The sequence below is a fragment of the Oceanicella sp. SM1341 genome, from assembly GCF_003448965.1.
Lineage (GTDB): Bacteria > Pseudomonadota > Alphaproteobacteria > Rhodobacterales > Rhodobacteraceae > Paroceanicella.
Window position 1 is genome coordinate 21,373 of record NZ_QRGC01000025.1, and the last position, 14,562, is coordinate 35,934.

General features: G+C 73.8%; 10 protein-coding genes and 1 pseudogene. All 11 read right to left on the reverse strand.

Going from position 1 to position 14,562, the window contains the following annotated elements; all coding sequences use genetic code 11:
- The 11 genes and pseudogenes from D3P35_RS19170 to D3P35_RS19215 all read right to left on the reverse strand — a co-directional run bounded on the left by D3P35_RS19170 (position 1) and on the right by D3P35_RS19215 (position 14,523).
- Positions 1–291, reverse strand: a complete 291-nt coding sequence (locus D3P35_RS19170) for a PAAR domain-containing protein (protein WP_118136825.1) — start codon at positions 289–291, stop codon at positions 1–3.
- Positions 288–1,385 (reverse strand): hypothetical protein, encoded by a 1,098-nt coding sequence (locus D3P35_RS19175; protein ID WP_118136827.1) that lies wholly within the window; start codon positions 1,383–1,385, stop codon positions 288–290. The genes D3P35_RS19170 and D3P35_RS19175 overlap by 4 nt, the downstream gene beginning before the upstream one ends.
- Positions 1,386–1,396: 11 nt before the next feature.
- Positions 1,397–3,523, reverse strand: coding sequence for a type VI secretion system Vgr family protein (locus tag D3P35_RS19180; protein WP_118136830.1), 2,127 nt, complete (start codon positions 3,521–3,523; stop codon positions 1,397–1,399).
- A 93-nt stretch (positions 3,524–3,616) separates the two neighbouring features.
- The gene (locus D3P35_RS19185; RefSeq protein WP_118136832.1) at positions 3,617–3,925 is read right to left on the reverse strand and encodes a hypothetical protein; all 309 of its coding nucleotides are present in this window, start codon (positions 3,923–3,925) and stop codon (positions 3,617–3,619) included.
- Positions 3,925–6,297: a type VI secretion system contractile sheath domain-containing protein gene (locus tag D3P35_RS26795; protein WP_370031943.1), complete on the reverse strand. Its 2,373-nt coding sequence runs from the start codon at positions 6,295–6,297 to the stop codon at positions 3,925–3,927. Before D3P35_RS26795 ends, D3P35_RS19185 begins: the two co-directional genes overlap by 1 nt.
- A gap of 675 nt (positions 6,298–6,972) precedes the next feature.
- Positions 6,973–7,449, reverse strand: a pseudogene (gene tssB / locus D3P35_RS26800) (type VI secretion system contractile sheath small subunit); the annotation flags it as partial.
- A 130-nt stretch (positions 7,450–7,579) separates the two neighbouring features.
- On the reverse strand, positions 7,580–10,300 hold the full coding sequence (gene tssH, locus D3P35_RS19195) for a type VI secretion system ATPase TssH (RefSeq protein WP_118136836.1): 2,721 nt from the start codon (positions 10,298–10,300) through the stop codon (positions 7,580–7,582).
- 19 nt (positions 10,301–10,319) lie between these two features.
- Positions 10,320–11,366, reverse strand: coding sequence for a type VI secretion system baseplate subunit TssG (gene tssG, locus D3P35_RS19200; protein WP_118136839.1), 1,047 nt, complete (start codon positions 11,364–11,366; stop codon positions 10,320–10,322).
- Positions 11,330–13,204, reverse strand: coding sequence for a type VI secretion system baseplate subunit TssF (gene tssF / locus D3P35_RS19205; RefSeq protein ID WP_118136841.1), 1,875 nt, complete (start codon positions 13,202–13,204; stop codon positions 11,330–11,332). Before tssF ends, tssG begins: the two co-directional genes overlap by 37 nt.
- Before the next feature lie 4 nt (positions 13,205–13,208).
- Positions 13,209–13,706, reverse strand: coding sequence for a type VI secretion system baseplate subunit TssE (gene tssE / locus D3P35_RS19210; RefSeq protein ID WP_118136843.1), 498 nt, complete (start codon positions 13,704–13,706; stop codon positions 13,209–13,211).
- The gene (locus D3P35_RS19215) at positions 13,699–14,523 is read right to left on the reverse strand and encodes a type VI secretion system accessory protein TagJ (protein WP_118136845.1); all 825 of its coding nucleotides are present in this window, start codon (positions 14,521–14,523) and stop codon (positions 13,699–13,701) included. Before D3P35_RS19215 ends, tssE begins: the two co-directional genes overlap by 8 nt.
- Positions 14,524–14,562 lie beyond the last annotated feature (39 nt).

Consider the following 14,562-nt stretch of genomic DNA (forward strand, 5'->3'; position numbering starts at 1 on the left):
CTATCCTCCGACGAGCACGAGCGGGCAGCCCCCGGCGAGCGCGCCGCCATGGCTGCAGGTGTCGCCCAGCCGGGCCTGGGGTTTCTTGCCGGTCAGCACCGTGGTCGAGCCCTTCGCGATCACGTCCGGCGGGCCGACGCAGACCGCCATCGCGAGCGCGGTGGCCGCGGGCAGCTTGCCGATCAGCACGGTGGGGCACGGCATCACCACCGGCCCGCCCACATGCGGCACCGGGCCGGTGAGCATCGGGCAGACATGCATGTCGGTCACACGGGCGGCGGGGAGGGTCATCGTCCATCCTCCGTGTCGGGGCCGGCCGGGCGCGCTGACCGCGGCCCGGCGCCGGAGGCCGCGGCGCCTTGCCGGGTGGCGGGGGTGGTGGAGTCGCCCGGAACGGGCGCAATCGATAAGTCGCCCGGAACGGGCGCTATCGACAAGTCACCCGGAACGGGCGCAATCGACGAGTCGCCCGGTACGGGCGCTATCGACGAGCCACCCGGACGGGGCGCAGCAGGAGAAGAACCCGGCCCGGGCGAAACCGGAGCGGACCCCGCGATCGGCGCGGCCGGAGCGGAACCGGGCCCTTCGGGAGTGGCCCCCGGAGCGGGCGCGACGATGGTCTGGTCCGGGCTGGATGCTGCCAATGATCCCGTCGCGGCGGGGGCGTGCGGGGACCGGGTCGGCGCCGCCGTGGCGCGGCTGTCATCGGGCAAGGGGGCTGTTGCGCCGGCCCCCGGCACGGGGCGGCGCGCGAGCGGTTCCGGAGTGGCGACGCCAGCGCTGCCGGCCTCCGCGGGGGCCGGCAGGTTTCCGGCGCCGCCACGCGCGATGTCGAGCGCGCGCCGCACGAGCCAGGGGCCGCGGGCCTCCGCGCCCTCCTCGCCGTGGTAGAGCGAGAGCAGCGCCATGCCGAAGGCGGCAGCGCCCACGGCGCCGGCGGGGGCCTCGTAATCCTCCAGCTCGCCCGGGCCCAGCGTGCCGTCGGCCATCGAGGCGGCCATGGCACAGAGCTCGGTCTCGTCCTGCGGGCCCGACGCCTCGAAGGCGGCGCGGGCGCGGGCGCGGGTGTCCTCGCCGGGGCGGCGCACCCAGGCCTCGGCGGCGGCGAGCGGGGCGGGCAGCGCGGCGCGGCCCGGGGGCAGGATGTCGCGCGCGCAGAGGCAGGCAAACCAGGTCGCCTCGCGCGGCGGCAGGGCATGGGCGAGCAGGAGCAGCATGTCGGGGTGCGCGCCCCTGGCAGAGAGCTCGGCCAGCACCTGCGCCACCGGCGCGCTCGCGGGCGCCTCGATCGGGGTCTGCAGCACCGCGCCGGCGCGCGCGAGGATGCGGGCCGCGGGCTCCGGGCGGAGCTTCCTGAGGCCGTCGAACATGTGCGTGGCAGTCATCGCGGCCTCCCTCAGTTGATCATCGTGAGTGCGCCCTTGGCCATGAGCAGGCCGGAGGACTTGAGCTGGGTCATGCCGCCGCCCTCGAGCGTGAGCATGCCGCCGCCCTTCAGCGCGGCCATGCCCTGGCTCTCGAGCCTGAGCTGGCCGCCGGCGGAGATCTTCGTGGTCGCACTCCCCGCCATCTCCACCTGCGGCGCGGAGAGGGTGATCTTCGCGGGCGTGATCTCGATGCTCGAGCCGCCGCAGGTGAGCGTGATGGAGGCGTTGGCGCTGAGGCTGAGGGTGGTGCCGGCATCGATCGCCACGGATTGCGCCGCCCGTGCGCTCAGCGCGCCCTTCACGTCCACCTTGCGGTCGGCCGCGACGCTGAGCAGGTCGTCCGCCCCCACCGTGGTGCGGCGGCGCCGGGCGACCGAGACGGTCTCCTCGCCCTTCTCGACGGAGAAGGAATGGTTGCCCTCGCGGATGGTCTCGGTCTTGTCGCCGTGGATGGTCTGGCGGAAGGTGCCGGGCTTGCGGTGCTCGGTGCCCACGGTGATCTCGGCGTTGTTGCCGATCACCTGGGTGAAGTCGCGCTCGGCGCGCAGGCGCACGAACTCGGCCTCCTTGCGGTCCTCGAACACCAGCTCGTTGTAGCCGGCGCCGCCCTTCGAGCTGTTGGTGCGCAGGCCGGTCTGTGTCTGGGCGCCGGGAAGGGCCCAGGGGGGCCGGGTCTCGCCGTTGTAGACCATGCCGGTGATGAGCGGGCGGTCGGGGTCGCCCTCCTCGAACTGCACCACCACTTCCTGGCCGATGCGCGGCACCGAGATCATGCCCCAGCCACGGCCGCTCCAGGGCACCGAGCTGCGCACCCAGCAGGAGGAGCGCTCGTCCCGGCGGCCCTCGCGGTCCCAGTGGAACTGCACCTTCACCCGGCCGTGCCGGTCGGTCCAGACCTCCTCGCCGGCCTTGCCGACGACCACGGCGGTCTGCAGCCCGGGGATCTCCGGGCGGGGGGTGGCGGGGGGGCTGCGGAACGCCTCCGCCGCGGGCTGCACCTCGAAGATGCAGCGGTAGGCGTCGGGCGTGTTGTTGCGGTCGAAGGCGAGCACCGGGCCGAGGATGGCCTCGACCATCTCGCGGTCCTGGATCTCCGAGTCGATCTGCAGCTGGTGGCGGGCCGAGACCACGAGATACTCGGCATTCTCCGCCTTGCGGGGGTGCTTCCTGAGCCGGAACCGCCCGCCCGCCGCCATCTGGCGCACGTTGCACACGCCGTGGGCGCGGCGGGTGCGGGCGGCGAAGCCCTCGGCCAGCACCCGGGCGCGGTGCTCGCCCGTGGCCGCATCGAGATGCCGGCCGGAATAGGCGTAGAGCTCGTGCGAGCGGTGCGCATGCCGGCCGCGCGGCAGGGCCTTCACCGATTTCAGGTCGGATTTCGGCTTCTCGAAATCGTAGGACTGCAGCGCCACCCGGCCGGTCTGCACCACGTCTGCGGCGCGCCACTCGAACACGTGGTCGTCGCGGCGGCGGTACTCCTCCTCGCGGAACTGGAAGTCGATCTCGGCATTGTCGGTGAGCGGACGGTGGGCGCCGGTGTCGTCGGCCAGCACCAGGATCTCGCGCTCCTTCTCATGGGTGAAGTAATGGTAGATGCCTTCCTCCTCCATCAGGCGGGAGACGAAGGCGAAATCGGTCTCGTGGTACTGCACGCAATACTCGCGCCGCGGGTAGGCGTGTTTCGTGGTGTCGCGGTAATCGGAGAAACCGTGCTGGGCGAAGACCGCACGGATCACCTCCACCACCGTCTTGTCCTGGAAGATGCGGCAGTCCGAGCTGCGGGTGAGGAACCACAGCCAGGGCCGCACCTCGGCGCGGAAATAGCCGCGGCCCAGGTGCGAGCCGAGGAATTCCGCCCCGATGCAATGGCCCTGGAAGTAGCGCGTCCTGTCGTTCGGCGCGTCGATCTCGAGGCGCAGGCGCTCGCCCACCAGGCGCGAGAGGTCGAGGTCGAGGTCGGGCGACATGAACTCGATCACCGTCTCGGGGATGCGGCCGAGGGTCTCGTCGACCTGGGCGCGCATCAGGAAGCCCTTGAGCGTGCCGGGCAGCACCAGCCGGATCTGCCGTCCCTTCAGGACAATGTCATTCGCCATGCCAGGGGTCTCCTTCGAACGCCTTACGGGGGGTTGGTCGCGGGGCGGGCCACGCCGGTTCAAACTTTTCCTTCGCCCGCCGCGCGCGCGGGCTCAGCCCTCGCCGGGGCCCTCGGGGGTGAAGGGCACCATCTCCAGCTCGTCGTGGCGCTTCAGCCGGTCGATGATCGCGGGGTTGATGCCCCAGAGCGATGCCGGCCCCTCGGCCCGCGACTGGAACAGCCGGAAGGCGAAATCGCTGTCGAAGCGCAGGCAGCGCACCGGCCTGGGGTATGGCGCCTGGTTGGAGAGCAGCGCGCTCAGGTGCTCCTCGCCCTCCAGCAGCCAGTAGGACTGGCCGACCTCGGCCAGGATGATGCCCGGGGCGGGCGGCTCGGGATGGGTGTCGTCAAGGTCGCGCATCAGAGATCCTTCAGCAGGGCTGCGAGTTCGGGGTCCATGCCGTCGTCGTCGCCCGCGGGGGCGGCGGCATCGTCATCGGCAAAGCTGGCGAGCAGGGCGTCGAGGTCGTCGAGGACGCTGCTGTCCGCGGCGGGGCTGTCGGCGCCGGAGAGCGCGTCGTCGGACACGTCATCGGCCGCCGGGGCGGTGGCAGCGGCAGGCGCGGCCGCGGGCGGCGGGGTGCCTGCGGGTGCCGCGGCGCCGGGGGCGGCCCGGGTGGCGGCACCGGACGCGGCACCGGGCGCGGCATCGGTCTCGGAGGGCATCCGGCCGGCGAGCGCGAGGGATGGCCCCGCGCTGCCCCCGGCGGATTTCGCGCTGGCCCAGGGCCCGGCGAGATCCCCCCCGGAGAGGGACTGGAAGGAGCCCTGGCGCACCGCGTTGCGCCCCTTGAGCGAGAGCACCGGCATGAAGCCGCGCGCCACCACCTCCGCGGTGCGGCGGGTGTCGAGCAGCCGCTCGGTGCAGGGCAGCGCCACCTGGTCGCCGTGCTCGTCGGTCATGTGGTGCAGGGGCATGTCGTCGAGCGACATCACCTCGCCGAGGCGCATCTTCGGGCCCATGCGGTTCGCCGTCTCGGCCATCAGGATGGCGCAGAGCACCACCGGGTTTGCCCAGAGCATGCCCTTCAGCCCGTCGCGCAGGCGGAACTCCTCGAAGTCGAAGGGCTCCACCGGCTCGGTGCGCCGCCCGTAGGGCAGGCGCAGCAGGAAGCGCGGCGCGGCGAGGCCGACGTAGCGCGCCTCGGGCAGCGCGCGCAGCGCCTCCCAGGTGCGGCGCACCAGCGGCGCGCGCTCGGCCATCGGCGTCTCGAGGAAGCGCGTGGAGATGGCGGTGACGAAGGGCGCCTCCATCCAGGCCGAGATGCGCGACATGCGGGCCATGAGCTCGGCATGCGGCGGCGTCTCCTCCAGCGTGTAGAGCCCGAAGACCGCCGAGAGCGCGCCCTGCCCCTCGTCGAGCCGCGGCTCCTCCGCCAGCATGCGGAACAGCCCGCTCTGCGCGAGATCCTCCTGCGCCGCGAGGTCGGCGGCCCATTCCTCGGCCGAGACGTCGTAGAGCACGATCTCGGCCCCCGCGCCGCCCACCCGCCGGGCGATCAGCTCCAGCGCCCGCCAGGTGGCCTCGACGGCCTGGAAATCCGGGTGGTGCAGGATGGCGCGCATCGCGGCGGAGAGCGCCTCGTCCACCGCCGCCAGCATGGCGGGCTGGTCCGGGTCGGGCGCGGCCCGCACATGCGGGGCGACGATACGGCGGATGAGCTCCTCCGCCGGCTCCGGGCGGGCCGGGGCGGGCGGGGCGCCGATGAGGGCGCGGAAGTCGCTCAGCCTGCGGTCCGCCGGCACCGCTGCGCCCTTTGCGCGGCGCTGCTGCGGCCTCACCTCGGGCAGCTCCCCGGCCGCCCAGCCGCGCAGGGTGGCGATGGCCGCGGCCCCGTCTCCGCGCGCCACGGAGCGGCGCAGGGCGGCAAGCTCGGCAAACACCTCCACGTTGTCGTGCAGCGCGTCGGGGTGCAGGTCGTCGAGGCTGGCGAGCGGCACCTCGATGCCCGCGCCGTCCGGGCCCAGCGGCAGGACCAGCGTGGTGGCGAACCGCGCGATCACCTCGTCGAGCCGGTCGATGTCGAAGCGGATGGGCTTGCGCCGGGCGAGCGCGTCGCCGGTCTCGCAGATGCCGCGGCTGGCCCGGCCGGAGAAATCGCCCATCAGCGCGATGCGGATGCCGCGGCGGCTCTCGCCGAGGTCGTCCGGCGGTGCGAGGGACATGCGGCCGAAGGGCTCTTCCGCCGCCCCGGAGGGGGCGGCGCCCGCCGGCGGCGCATCGGCCCCGTCGGTGTCGGACAGGTCGTCGAAATCGGTGTCGTCCTGCGCCGGGAAGCTCTCCTCCGCCGGCAGCGCATCGAGGCCGGGATCCCCGGAGGCCTGCGGGTCGGGGTCCGGGAGCGCATCGGGGTCGGCGGCCGGGTCCTCGCCGAGCAGGGCGTCGAGGTCGAGGAGATCGTCCTCCCCGGTGGCCGCATCGGCCGGGGCGGCCTCGTGATCCGCCGGCGTGTCCGGGGCGGAGAAGTCCGGGGCCCACTCGTCCGGCAGGCCGGTATCCGGCGCGGCCCCGGCGGAGGCGGAAAGTTCGGCGAGCAGGGCATCGAGGTCCACGTCCCCGGCCTCCCGGGCGCCGGCATCCTCCGCGGAAGCGCGCGGAGCGGCGGCCTCCGGCCCCCAGGCGTCCGCGGCGAGATCGGCTACGTCGGCGGGTGTCCCGGCGAGCAGGGCATCGATGTCGAGGAGGTCGGTGTCGCCGGTCCCGGGAAGCTCCTCGCCGTCATCGTCGGGCATGTCGAGCGCGGAGTGACCGACGTCGTCCTTCTCTACCCCGGCACTCGCGCGAGGCGCGGCGTTCTCCCTCTGCGCCGGAGCGCCGGAGGGCGGCGAGGCCTCTGCCCCGACCTCTCCGGGTGCCGGGGCGGAGTGCTCCCCGGCCGCGGGAGGGCTCGCCGCGGCGGAGGCGGCGGACCGGGAGAGGAGTGCGTCGGGATCGTCGCCCGCCGTGGTTTCGGCCGGCGTCGGGGCCGTGTCGCGAAGGCTGCGCAGGGCGGCTTCCGCGTCATCCGTCGTCGAGGGCCCGGCGGCGGGTGCCGCGGCGCGCAGGGCGGCGAGTGCCGCTTCGTCTTCCGCCCCAGCGGCGGAGGGCGCCGGCGCGCTGGCCCGCAAGGCGTCGAGGGCGGCGGTGTCGTCGCGCGGCGGGGCCGAGGGCAAAGAGGTGCCGGCGCGCAGGGCCTCAAGGGCGCGCGTGGTATCGTCCTCCCCGGCGGTGCCCGGCGCGGGCGCGCTGGCCCGCAAGGCCGCGAGGGCGGCGCTGTCGTCACGACGCGGGGCGGAGGGTGGGGGCGTATCGGCCCGCAGGGCATCGAGGGCGCGCGCGGTATGGTCTTCCCCGGCGGTGTCCGGCGCGGGTGTGACGGCGCGCAGGGCGTCGAGGGCGACATCACGGGAGGCGTCCCGGGGGGTCCCGGCGGCGAGGGCCGAGAGCGCGGCGGGGTCGGCCAGCAGCCGGGCGATCAGCGCCTCGGCGCCGGTCTTGCCGTCCATGTAGGTCGCGAGATGCGAGAGCTGCGTGCGCGCCTCCAGCAGCCGGGCCAGCGGGCCCACGCGCGCGGCCACGGCTGCGGGCGAGAAGTCGTCCATGCTCTCGAAGGTGAGGTCGACCGGGAGGTTGCCCTCCCCCGTCAGCGTGTTGGGCACGGAGAAGGCCGCGCGCGGGCGCAACGCCTTCATCCGCTCGTCGAAACTGTCGATGTCGATCTCGAGGAACTTGCGGTCTGTCACCGCGGGCAGCGGCTCGGCGCTCTTGCCCGAGAGGTCGGCGAGCACGCCCATCACGAAGGGCAGCTGCACGGATTTCTGCGCGCCGTAGAGCTCGACATCATACTCGATCTGCACGCGCGGCGCGCGGTTTCGCGCCACGAATTTCTGACCGCTGCCGGACATGGGGACCACCTTCCGATTGTGGCCGCGCGGGCGCCGGGCGCACCCGCGGGGCATCGAACACAACCGTTAGTGCGCCCCGGGGCGGGGAAGGTTCGGGGCGCGGGAATTTTTGCGCGCGCCCCGGCCCCGTTCAGGTGAAGGCGTAGGTGAAGGCGCCGTCGGCCACGTCCACCGCCACGCCGCGCACCCGCTCGCCCTGCATCATCCGGCCGAGGATCTCGGCGGAGATCTCGGGCAGCAGGGTGTTGGTGACGATGGCGTCGATCATCCGCCCGCCGCTCTCCAGCTCGCGGCAGCGCGAGACGATGGTGTCGACCACCGCGTCGGACCAGGTGAGCGGCGCGTCCCAGGCCTCAAGCATCCGCGCGCGGATGCGCTCGAGCTGCAGGCCGGTGATGGCGCAGATCATGTCGGGGCTGAGCGGGTAGTAGGGGATGGTCACCAGCCGGCCCAGCAGGGCGGCGGGGAAGACCTTGAGCAGCGGCTCGCGCAGGGCCTGCGCGATCGCCTCGGGCTCGGGCATCAGCTCGGGGTCGGCGCAGAGGTCCATCACCAGCTCCGAGCCCACGTTGGAGGTGAGCAGGATCAGCGTGTTGCGGAAGTCGATGCGCCGGCCCTCGCCATCCTCCATCACGCCCTTGTCGAACACCTGGAAGAACATCTCGTGGACGTCCGGGTGCGCCTTCTCCACCTCGTCGAGCAGCACCACCGAGTAGGGGCGCCGGCGCACCGCCTCGGTGAGCACCCCGCCCTCGCCGTAGCCGACATAGCCCGGCGGCGCGCCCTTGAGGCTCGAGACCGTGTGCGCCTCCTGGTATTCGGACATGTTGATGGTGATCACGTTCTGCTCGCCGCCGTAGAGGGTCTCGGCGAGGGCGAGGGCGGTCTCGGTCTTGCCCACGCCGGAGGAGCCGGCGAGCAGGAACACCCCCACGGGGCGCGAGGGATTGTCGAGCCGCGCGCGCGAGGAGCGCACCCGCCGGGCGATCATCTCCATCGCGTGGTCCTGGCCGATGACCCGGCGGGAGAGATGGTCGGAGAGGCCCAGAACGGTGGCGAGCTCGTCCTTCATCATCCGGCCCACGGGGATGCCGGTCTGGTCGGCCACCACGGCGCTCACGGCCTGGGCGTCGACGATGGGGAGCAGCAGCGGGCTCTCGCCCTGCAGCGCGGCGAGATCGGCCTGGCGGGCGCGCAGCCGGGCGAGCGTGTCGACCCGGGCGTCGGCCGGCGCCTCGGCGAGGGCGATCTCGCCGGTGGGGGACGCCGGCGCATCCTCCGGCGCGACGTCGCCCGGAAGGGGCGTGCCGGCTTGCACAGCCTCGCCCATGGCGCGGCGCAGGGCGAGGATGTCGTCGACCACGGCGCGCTCGCGCTCCCAGCGGGCGGTGAGGGCTTCGGCCTCGGCTTCGGCGGCCTCGAGGGCTGCCGTCACCCGGGCGCGGCGCCCGGCCACCTCGGCGCCGGCGGCCTCGTCGCGCCCGATGATCTCCGCCTCGGTCTCCAGCCCGGCGATGCGGCGGCGGGCGTCGTCCACCGCCGCCGGCACGGCGTGGAGGCTGATCGCCACGCGCGCACAGGCGGTGTCGAGCACGCTCACCGCCTTGTCGGGCAGCTGGCGCGCGGGGATGTAGCGGGCCGAGAGGCGCACGCAGGCCTCCAGCGCCTCGTCGAGCACCTGCACGCCGTGGTGGCGCTCCAGCATGGCGGCGGTGGCGCGCATCATCGCGATGGCGCGGGGCTCGTCGGGCTCCTCCACCTTCACCACCTGGAAGCGGCGGGTGAGGGCGGGGTCCTTCTCGATGTGCTTCTTGTACTCGGCCCATGTGGTGGCGCCGATGGTGCGCAGGGTGCCGCGGGCAAGCGCGGGCTTGAGCAGGTTCGCGGCATCGCCGGTGCCGGCGGCGCCCCCTGCCCCCACCAGCGTGTGGGTCTCGTCGACGAAGAGCACCACGGGGCGCGGACTGGCCTGCACCTCCTCGATCACGCCGCGCAGGCGCTGCTCGAACTCGCCCTTCATCGAGGCGCCGGCCTGCAGCAGGCCCACGTCGAGGCTGAGCAGTCGGGCGTCCTGCAGGGCGGGCGGCACGTCGCCGCGGGCGATGCGCAGGGCGAGGCCCTCGACCACCGCGGTCTTGCCCACCCCGGCCTCGCCGGTGAGGATCGGGTTGTTCTGCCGCCTGCGCATCAGCACGTCCACCACCTGGCGGATCTCCTCGTCGCGCCCGATCACCGGGTCGATGGCGCCTTCCTGCGCCCGGACGGTGAGATCGGTGCAGAAACGCTCCAGCGCGCCGTCGCCGCGCAGCGGGGGCTGCATGGCGCCGGAGGCCTCGCCGGGGGTGGCGGCACCGGGCTGGCCCTGCGGGATATCCTCGGGCGAGCCGGCGGTGGCGGCGGCAAACTCCTCGGCGAGCCGCTCGGGGCGCAGGCGGGCAAGCTCGGGCGAGATCCGCTCCAGCAGGCTGCGCAGGCCAGGGGTCTTCACCAGGCCCAGCACGATGTGCCCGCTACGCAGCTGCTGCGCGCCCAGCATCAGCGAGGCATAGACCCAGGCGCGCTCCACCGCCTCCTCCACATGCGGCGAGAGGTCGGAGATCGCGGTGGCGCCGCGGGGCAGCGCATCGAGCGCGCGCACCACTTCGGCGGCGATGCGCCCGGGCTCGAGCCCGTAGTGGCGGATGATGCGGTGCAGGTCGCTGTCCTGCTCCTGCAGGATCTGGTGCAGCCAGTGGGCGAGCTCGACATAGGGATTGCCGCGCATCTTGCAGAAGACGGTGGCGCTTTCGATGGTGCGGAAGGCCAGCTGGTCGAGCTTGCCGAACAGGGCGAGGCGGCTGATGGCGGTCATGGCGTCACTCTCTTCTCTCTCAGGCTGAAAGGGCGTGGAGGGGGATGGGATGGTCGGCGGGGGGCGGCGGGCCGAGGCGCAACTCGTCGGCGTCCCGCGCGGGGCGCGCGCCCAGCCAGGAGGTGTGGCCGAGGCGGGTGTCGCGGCCGAGCACGCAGGGCGGCACCTCCTGCTGGCGCAGCACGAGGTTCACCTCCCAGTCCAGCGTGTCGCCCACGTAATTGCGGATGATGGCGGCGAGGCGCTTGAAGCTCTCGCCTCCCGGCAGCAGGCGCAGGTACTCGGGCAGCGAGACCGGGCCGATGCGGATGCGGAACTTCGCCTCGCGCGACCACACCCGGGCGCCCAGCGTGGCGTCGCGCCCCAGGGTGGCGGCGCCGAGCCGGCCACGGTCATGCGGCTCGAGCTGCAGCCAGTCGCCCACGAAGCTCTCGATCTCCACGCCTGCGCCAAAGAACTGCCGCAGGATGGCGGCGAGCCCGGCCTCGCTGCGCGGGGCGGCGGCGAGCAGCCCGGCGAAATGCCGCTTGGCAAGGTCGGGCATCGCGTCGCGGTCGGTGAAGCCGGGGCCGGCGAGGCCGGCGATGGCGGCCACCTTCTCGCCGAACGGGTCGTCGCCCGCCCGGTCGAACGAGGGCGCGGGCTGGCCGGAGGCCCAGGCGCGGTAGAGCAGCGAGAGCATGCGGTGGTGGAACACGTCCGCGAAGGCGGTGAAGGTGGGGTCGTGGTGGTTGCGCAGCCGGTCGCGCGCATGCTCGGTGAGGTGCAGCGGCAGGGCGCCGTTGGGCCCGAACAGGCCGAAGAAGCGCTGCGACAGCCGGTGCGGCGCCCCCGCCTCGCCGGGGCGGAAACCGGCGATGGTGGCGGGCGGGAAGGCCAGCTCCGCCTCCTGTCCGAGGCGCACGGGGTCCTCCGCCGGGTGGCGCGAGCGGCCCAGCCGCGGCCGGTCGGCGTGCGCGGCCTCGATCAGCCGCAGCGCCTGGTAGATGTGATGGGCCTGCGGGGCCTCCCCGAGCGCGCGAAGGCGGCTCAGATCAGCACCCTGCGGCCGCTCCTCGGTTTCCATCGGGCGATCTCCCCGCGTTGCTGGGACTGGATGACGGTTTCGGTGAAGCTGTTGAGCGAGACGTAGCTGGCGAGGAACGCCTCCAGCACCGCGCCGAGCAGGAAGCAGCCCGCCCCCTCGAAGAAGCTCTCGTCGAAGCCGAGGCGGATCTCGAGCCCGCGCACCGCGGTGGAGAGCAGGCCATCGGCCATGCGCCGCACCACCGGGCGGGAGGAGACGGAGGTGAGCCCCTCGAGCTGCCGGGCCGCGGCATGGTCTCCGGTGGGGCCGTAGAGAGCGAGGAGCTCGCGCAGCGCCGCCGCCCCCTTGCCGCGGTCGGCATCGGCCAGCGAGAGGTAGTTGAGGCTCAGATGGCTCACCAGCTGCCAGGCCTGCGCCCCCTGCGCGAGGCTGGGGTGCGGCCGGGTGGGCGGCACGATGGCGCGGATCTCGGCGATGGGCCCGCCGTCGGGCGGGAAGAAATCGGTCTCCCCGGTGCCGGTGGCGGTGAGCAGCGGCAGGTCGCGGTTGGTGCAGAGCGCGGTGACGGCGAGCTGGCGGATGTCGCCGGGCCAGGGCGCCTGCGCGCGGTCGCTGAGCATCAGGCTCAGTTCGGAGCCGAGGTAGGAGGTGCGCACCCCCTTCAGCCGCTGCTTCTCCGAGCGCTGGCGCAGGCGGCGGCGCTGGGAGTAGTAGGCGGCATGGGTGTCGCCCGCGGGCGTGAGGTCGTCGGTGCTGTAGAAGGGGCGGAAGGGCACGTCGTCCCGCCCCTCGCCGCTGATGCCGGTCACCTTCTCGATGCGCCAGATCTCGTAGTCGAGCGGCGCGGTGCGGTCGACCACCACGTGGTGCTCCACCTCGGTCGAGCTCACGTGCACCCGGTCGCAGCGGCGGGAGAAGAGGTTGATCGCCGGGGCGGCATGCAGCTCGAAGCTCGCCGCCGAGACCGATTTCAGCCCCTGCGCGCCCTCGCGCAGCAGCACGTAGATGTCCACCTCCTCGTCGGGCGCGCGGGCGAGCGCGGGGGCGAGCCCGTCGAGCTCGACGAAGAAGAAGCGCTGCGGCATGGCGAAGTATTCCTGCAGCAGCCGGTAGCCCTCGAAGGAGGCGCCGGGCGTGGGCAAGAGCGCTTCCTCCGCGCCGAAGCCGCGCGGGCGGATGGCGCCGGGCAGCGGCATCGCCCAGTCCGCCCGCCGGTCGGTGGAGCGGGCGGCGAGGCCGAGGCCGCGGCCAAGCAGCGCCTCGGCCAGCCGCCAGGGCTCGGCGCCGGCCCCCGCGAGGTAGACGGTGAGCCGCTCCAGCGGCAGCTCGGCCAGCGCCCCGCCATCGGTGCGCCGCAGCCGCAGGCGCACGGCGGCGCGCGCATCGGGGTGCAGCGCCACGCCGGCGGCCACCAGCTCGGCCCGGCTGTCGACGAAGCCCGCCTCCGTCACCTCCAGCGGCCAGAGCGTGAGGTCCTGCGAGGTGGTGAAGCGCACCGCGGTCTGCTCGCCCTCCATCACGTGGCCGCGCAGGGGCGTGCCGCGGGGCAGCAGGTAGCCCTCCTCCAGCCCGCCCTGCGCGGGGTCGGGCACGAAGCGCGCCACCATCATCGAGGGCACGGGGGCGAGGAAATGCGGGTAGACGATCTCCAGCAGGTTCTGGGTGAACTGCGGGAACTGCAGCTCCAGCTCGAGCTGCACCCGGGCGGAGAGGAAGGCGAACCCCTCCATCAGCCGCTCCACGTAAGGATCGAGCACCTCCATGGGCAGGATGCCGAGGCGCGAGGCGATCTTGGGGTAGGCCTCGGCAAACTCGGCGCCCATCTCGCGCACGAAGCCCAGCTCCTCCTCGTAGTGTTTCAGCAGGCGGGTATCCATCGCATCACCCCTGTCGGCTGATCTTCACGTGGCCGGTGGTCACGTCGAGCGCGGTGCGCAGGTAGAGGTCGACCGGTACCGGCTCGGCCCAGAGCTCGCCGCGGATGTCGAAGGAGATGACGGCCCCTGCCCCCACCTTCTCCTGGCGCAGCGAGACATCGAGGGTCTCGGGCAGGATGCGCGGCTCGAAGGCCTCGATGGCCGCGCGGATCGAGCGGCGGATCTCCATCGCGGTGGCCACGGTGGCGGAGGCGCCGGAGAGCTCGCGCAGGCCGTAGTTCACCACCGAGCGGGCGACATGCGGATAGGCCTCGAGGTCGTGCTCGCTCTCGCAGCTCGAGGTGTTGAGCAGCCACTCGAGGTCGCGCAGGATGATCTCGCGCAGGCGGGAGAGGTCGATCACCCGGGCCGAGGCGGGCTCGGAGCGCTGGTCGGGTGCCTCGTCGGTGAGCCGGTCGAGCAGCGAGGGCTGCAGCCGCTCGGTGAGCATGTGGTCAGCCATGGCGGGCCTCCTCCGCCGGGGCGGCGACGATAAGCGCGAGGCTGCGGATGTCCATCAGCGGGTGCTCGGCCGCGTCGCTCACCAGCAGGCGCTGGCCGAGCCCGGCGAGCCCGCCGCCGGGCAGCTCCGCCCAGTCGGTGGCCTGCGCGAGCAGATGCGCCGGGCCCGCGCCCCCGGGCGCGCCGGCGTAGCGCGTGGGGATGAGCGCCGCCGCGGCGCCGCCGTTGGCCCAGGTCACGGATGCCGGCATCCACACCCGGTCGCGCAGGTCGGCCGGCGGGGCGATCTCGAGCCCGGCGATGGCCGCGAAGGGCGCCCAGAAATAGCGGCCGTTCACGATGATCTCCAGCACCGGGCCGAGGCGCGGGTCGGCGTCGGCGAGCCAGGCGAAGGGCGTGCCGTCGAGCGTGCCGGGCGAAGCCGGGGCCGCCTCGAAGGCCTGCGCCCGCAGGTCGGCGGCGGCGCCGGCCGCACCGGTCGCCTCCAGCCGCAGCGCCTCGATGAGCAGGGCGAGCCAGGGCTCGGGCTCCCCCAGCACCGCCGGGGCCTGCGTGCCCGCGAACACCTTCTCGCGCCAGCGCTCGCAGATGATCGCCTCGCGGTAGGTGCGGGCCATGGGCTCGGCCGCGGCATCGAGCGTGGCGCAGGTGCGCAGCTGGGCCACGGCGCGCGGCCAGTCGCCCAGCACGCACAGGAGCTGGAAGAGGAACACCCGCAGCCGGGCGTCGGCGGGGGTGCTGCGCACGGCTTCCTGCAGGGCGGCAAGTGCGGCCTGCGGGTCTCCCCGGCGAAGCTGGTCTTCGGCGGCCTGGCACATGGCGGGCACCTCCTGGCGGGTGAGGGAAAGGGCCCCGGG

What these genes read in the sequence shown, in the direction of transcription:
- D3P35_RS19170 (WP_118136825.1), bottom strand. Translation starts at nt 291, where the DNA reads ATGACCCTCCCCGCCGCCCGTGTGACCGACATGCATGTCTGCCCGATG.
- D3P35_RS19175 (WP_118136827.1), bottom strand. Translation starts at nt 1,385, where the DNA reads ATGACTGCCACGCACATGTTCGACGGCCTCAGGAAGCTCCGCCCGGAG.
- D3P35_RS19180 (WP_118136830.1), bottom strand. Translation starts at nt 3,523, where the DNA reads ATGGCGAATGACATTGTCCTGAAGGGACGGCAGATCCGGCTGGTGCTG.
- D3P35_RS19185 (WP_118136832.1), bottom strand. Translation starts at nt 3,925, where the DNA reads ATGCGCGACCTTGACGACACCCATCCCGAGCCGCCCGCCCCGGGCATC.
- D3P35_RS26795 (WP_370031943.1), bottom strand. Translation starts at nt 6,297, where the DNA reads ATGCCCGACGATGACGGCGAGGAGCTTCCCGGGACCGGCGACACCGAC.
- tssH (WP_118136836.1), bottom strand. Translation starts at nt 10,300, where the DNA reads ATGACCGCCATCAGCCGCCTCGCCCTGTTCGGCAAGCTCGACCAGCTG.
- tssG (WP_118136839.1), bottom strand. Translation starts at nt 11,366, where the DNA reads ATGGAAACCGAGGAGCGGCCGCAGGGTGCTGATCTGAGCCGCCTTCGC.
- tssF (WP_118136841.1), bottom strand. Translation starts at nt 13,204, where the DNA reads ATGGATACCCGCCTGCTGAAACACTACGAGGAGGAGCTGGGCTTCGTG.
- tssE (WP_118136843.1), bottom strand. Translation starts at nt 13,706, where the DNA reads ATGGCTGACCACATGCTCACCGAGCGGCTGCAGCCCTCGCTGCTCGAC.
- D3P35_RS19215 (WP_118136845.1), bottom strand. Translation starts at nt 14,523, where the DNA reads ATGTGCCAGGCCGCCGAAGACCAGCTTCGCCGGGGAGACCCGCAGGCC.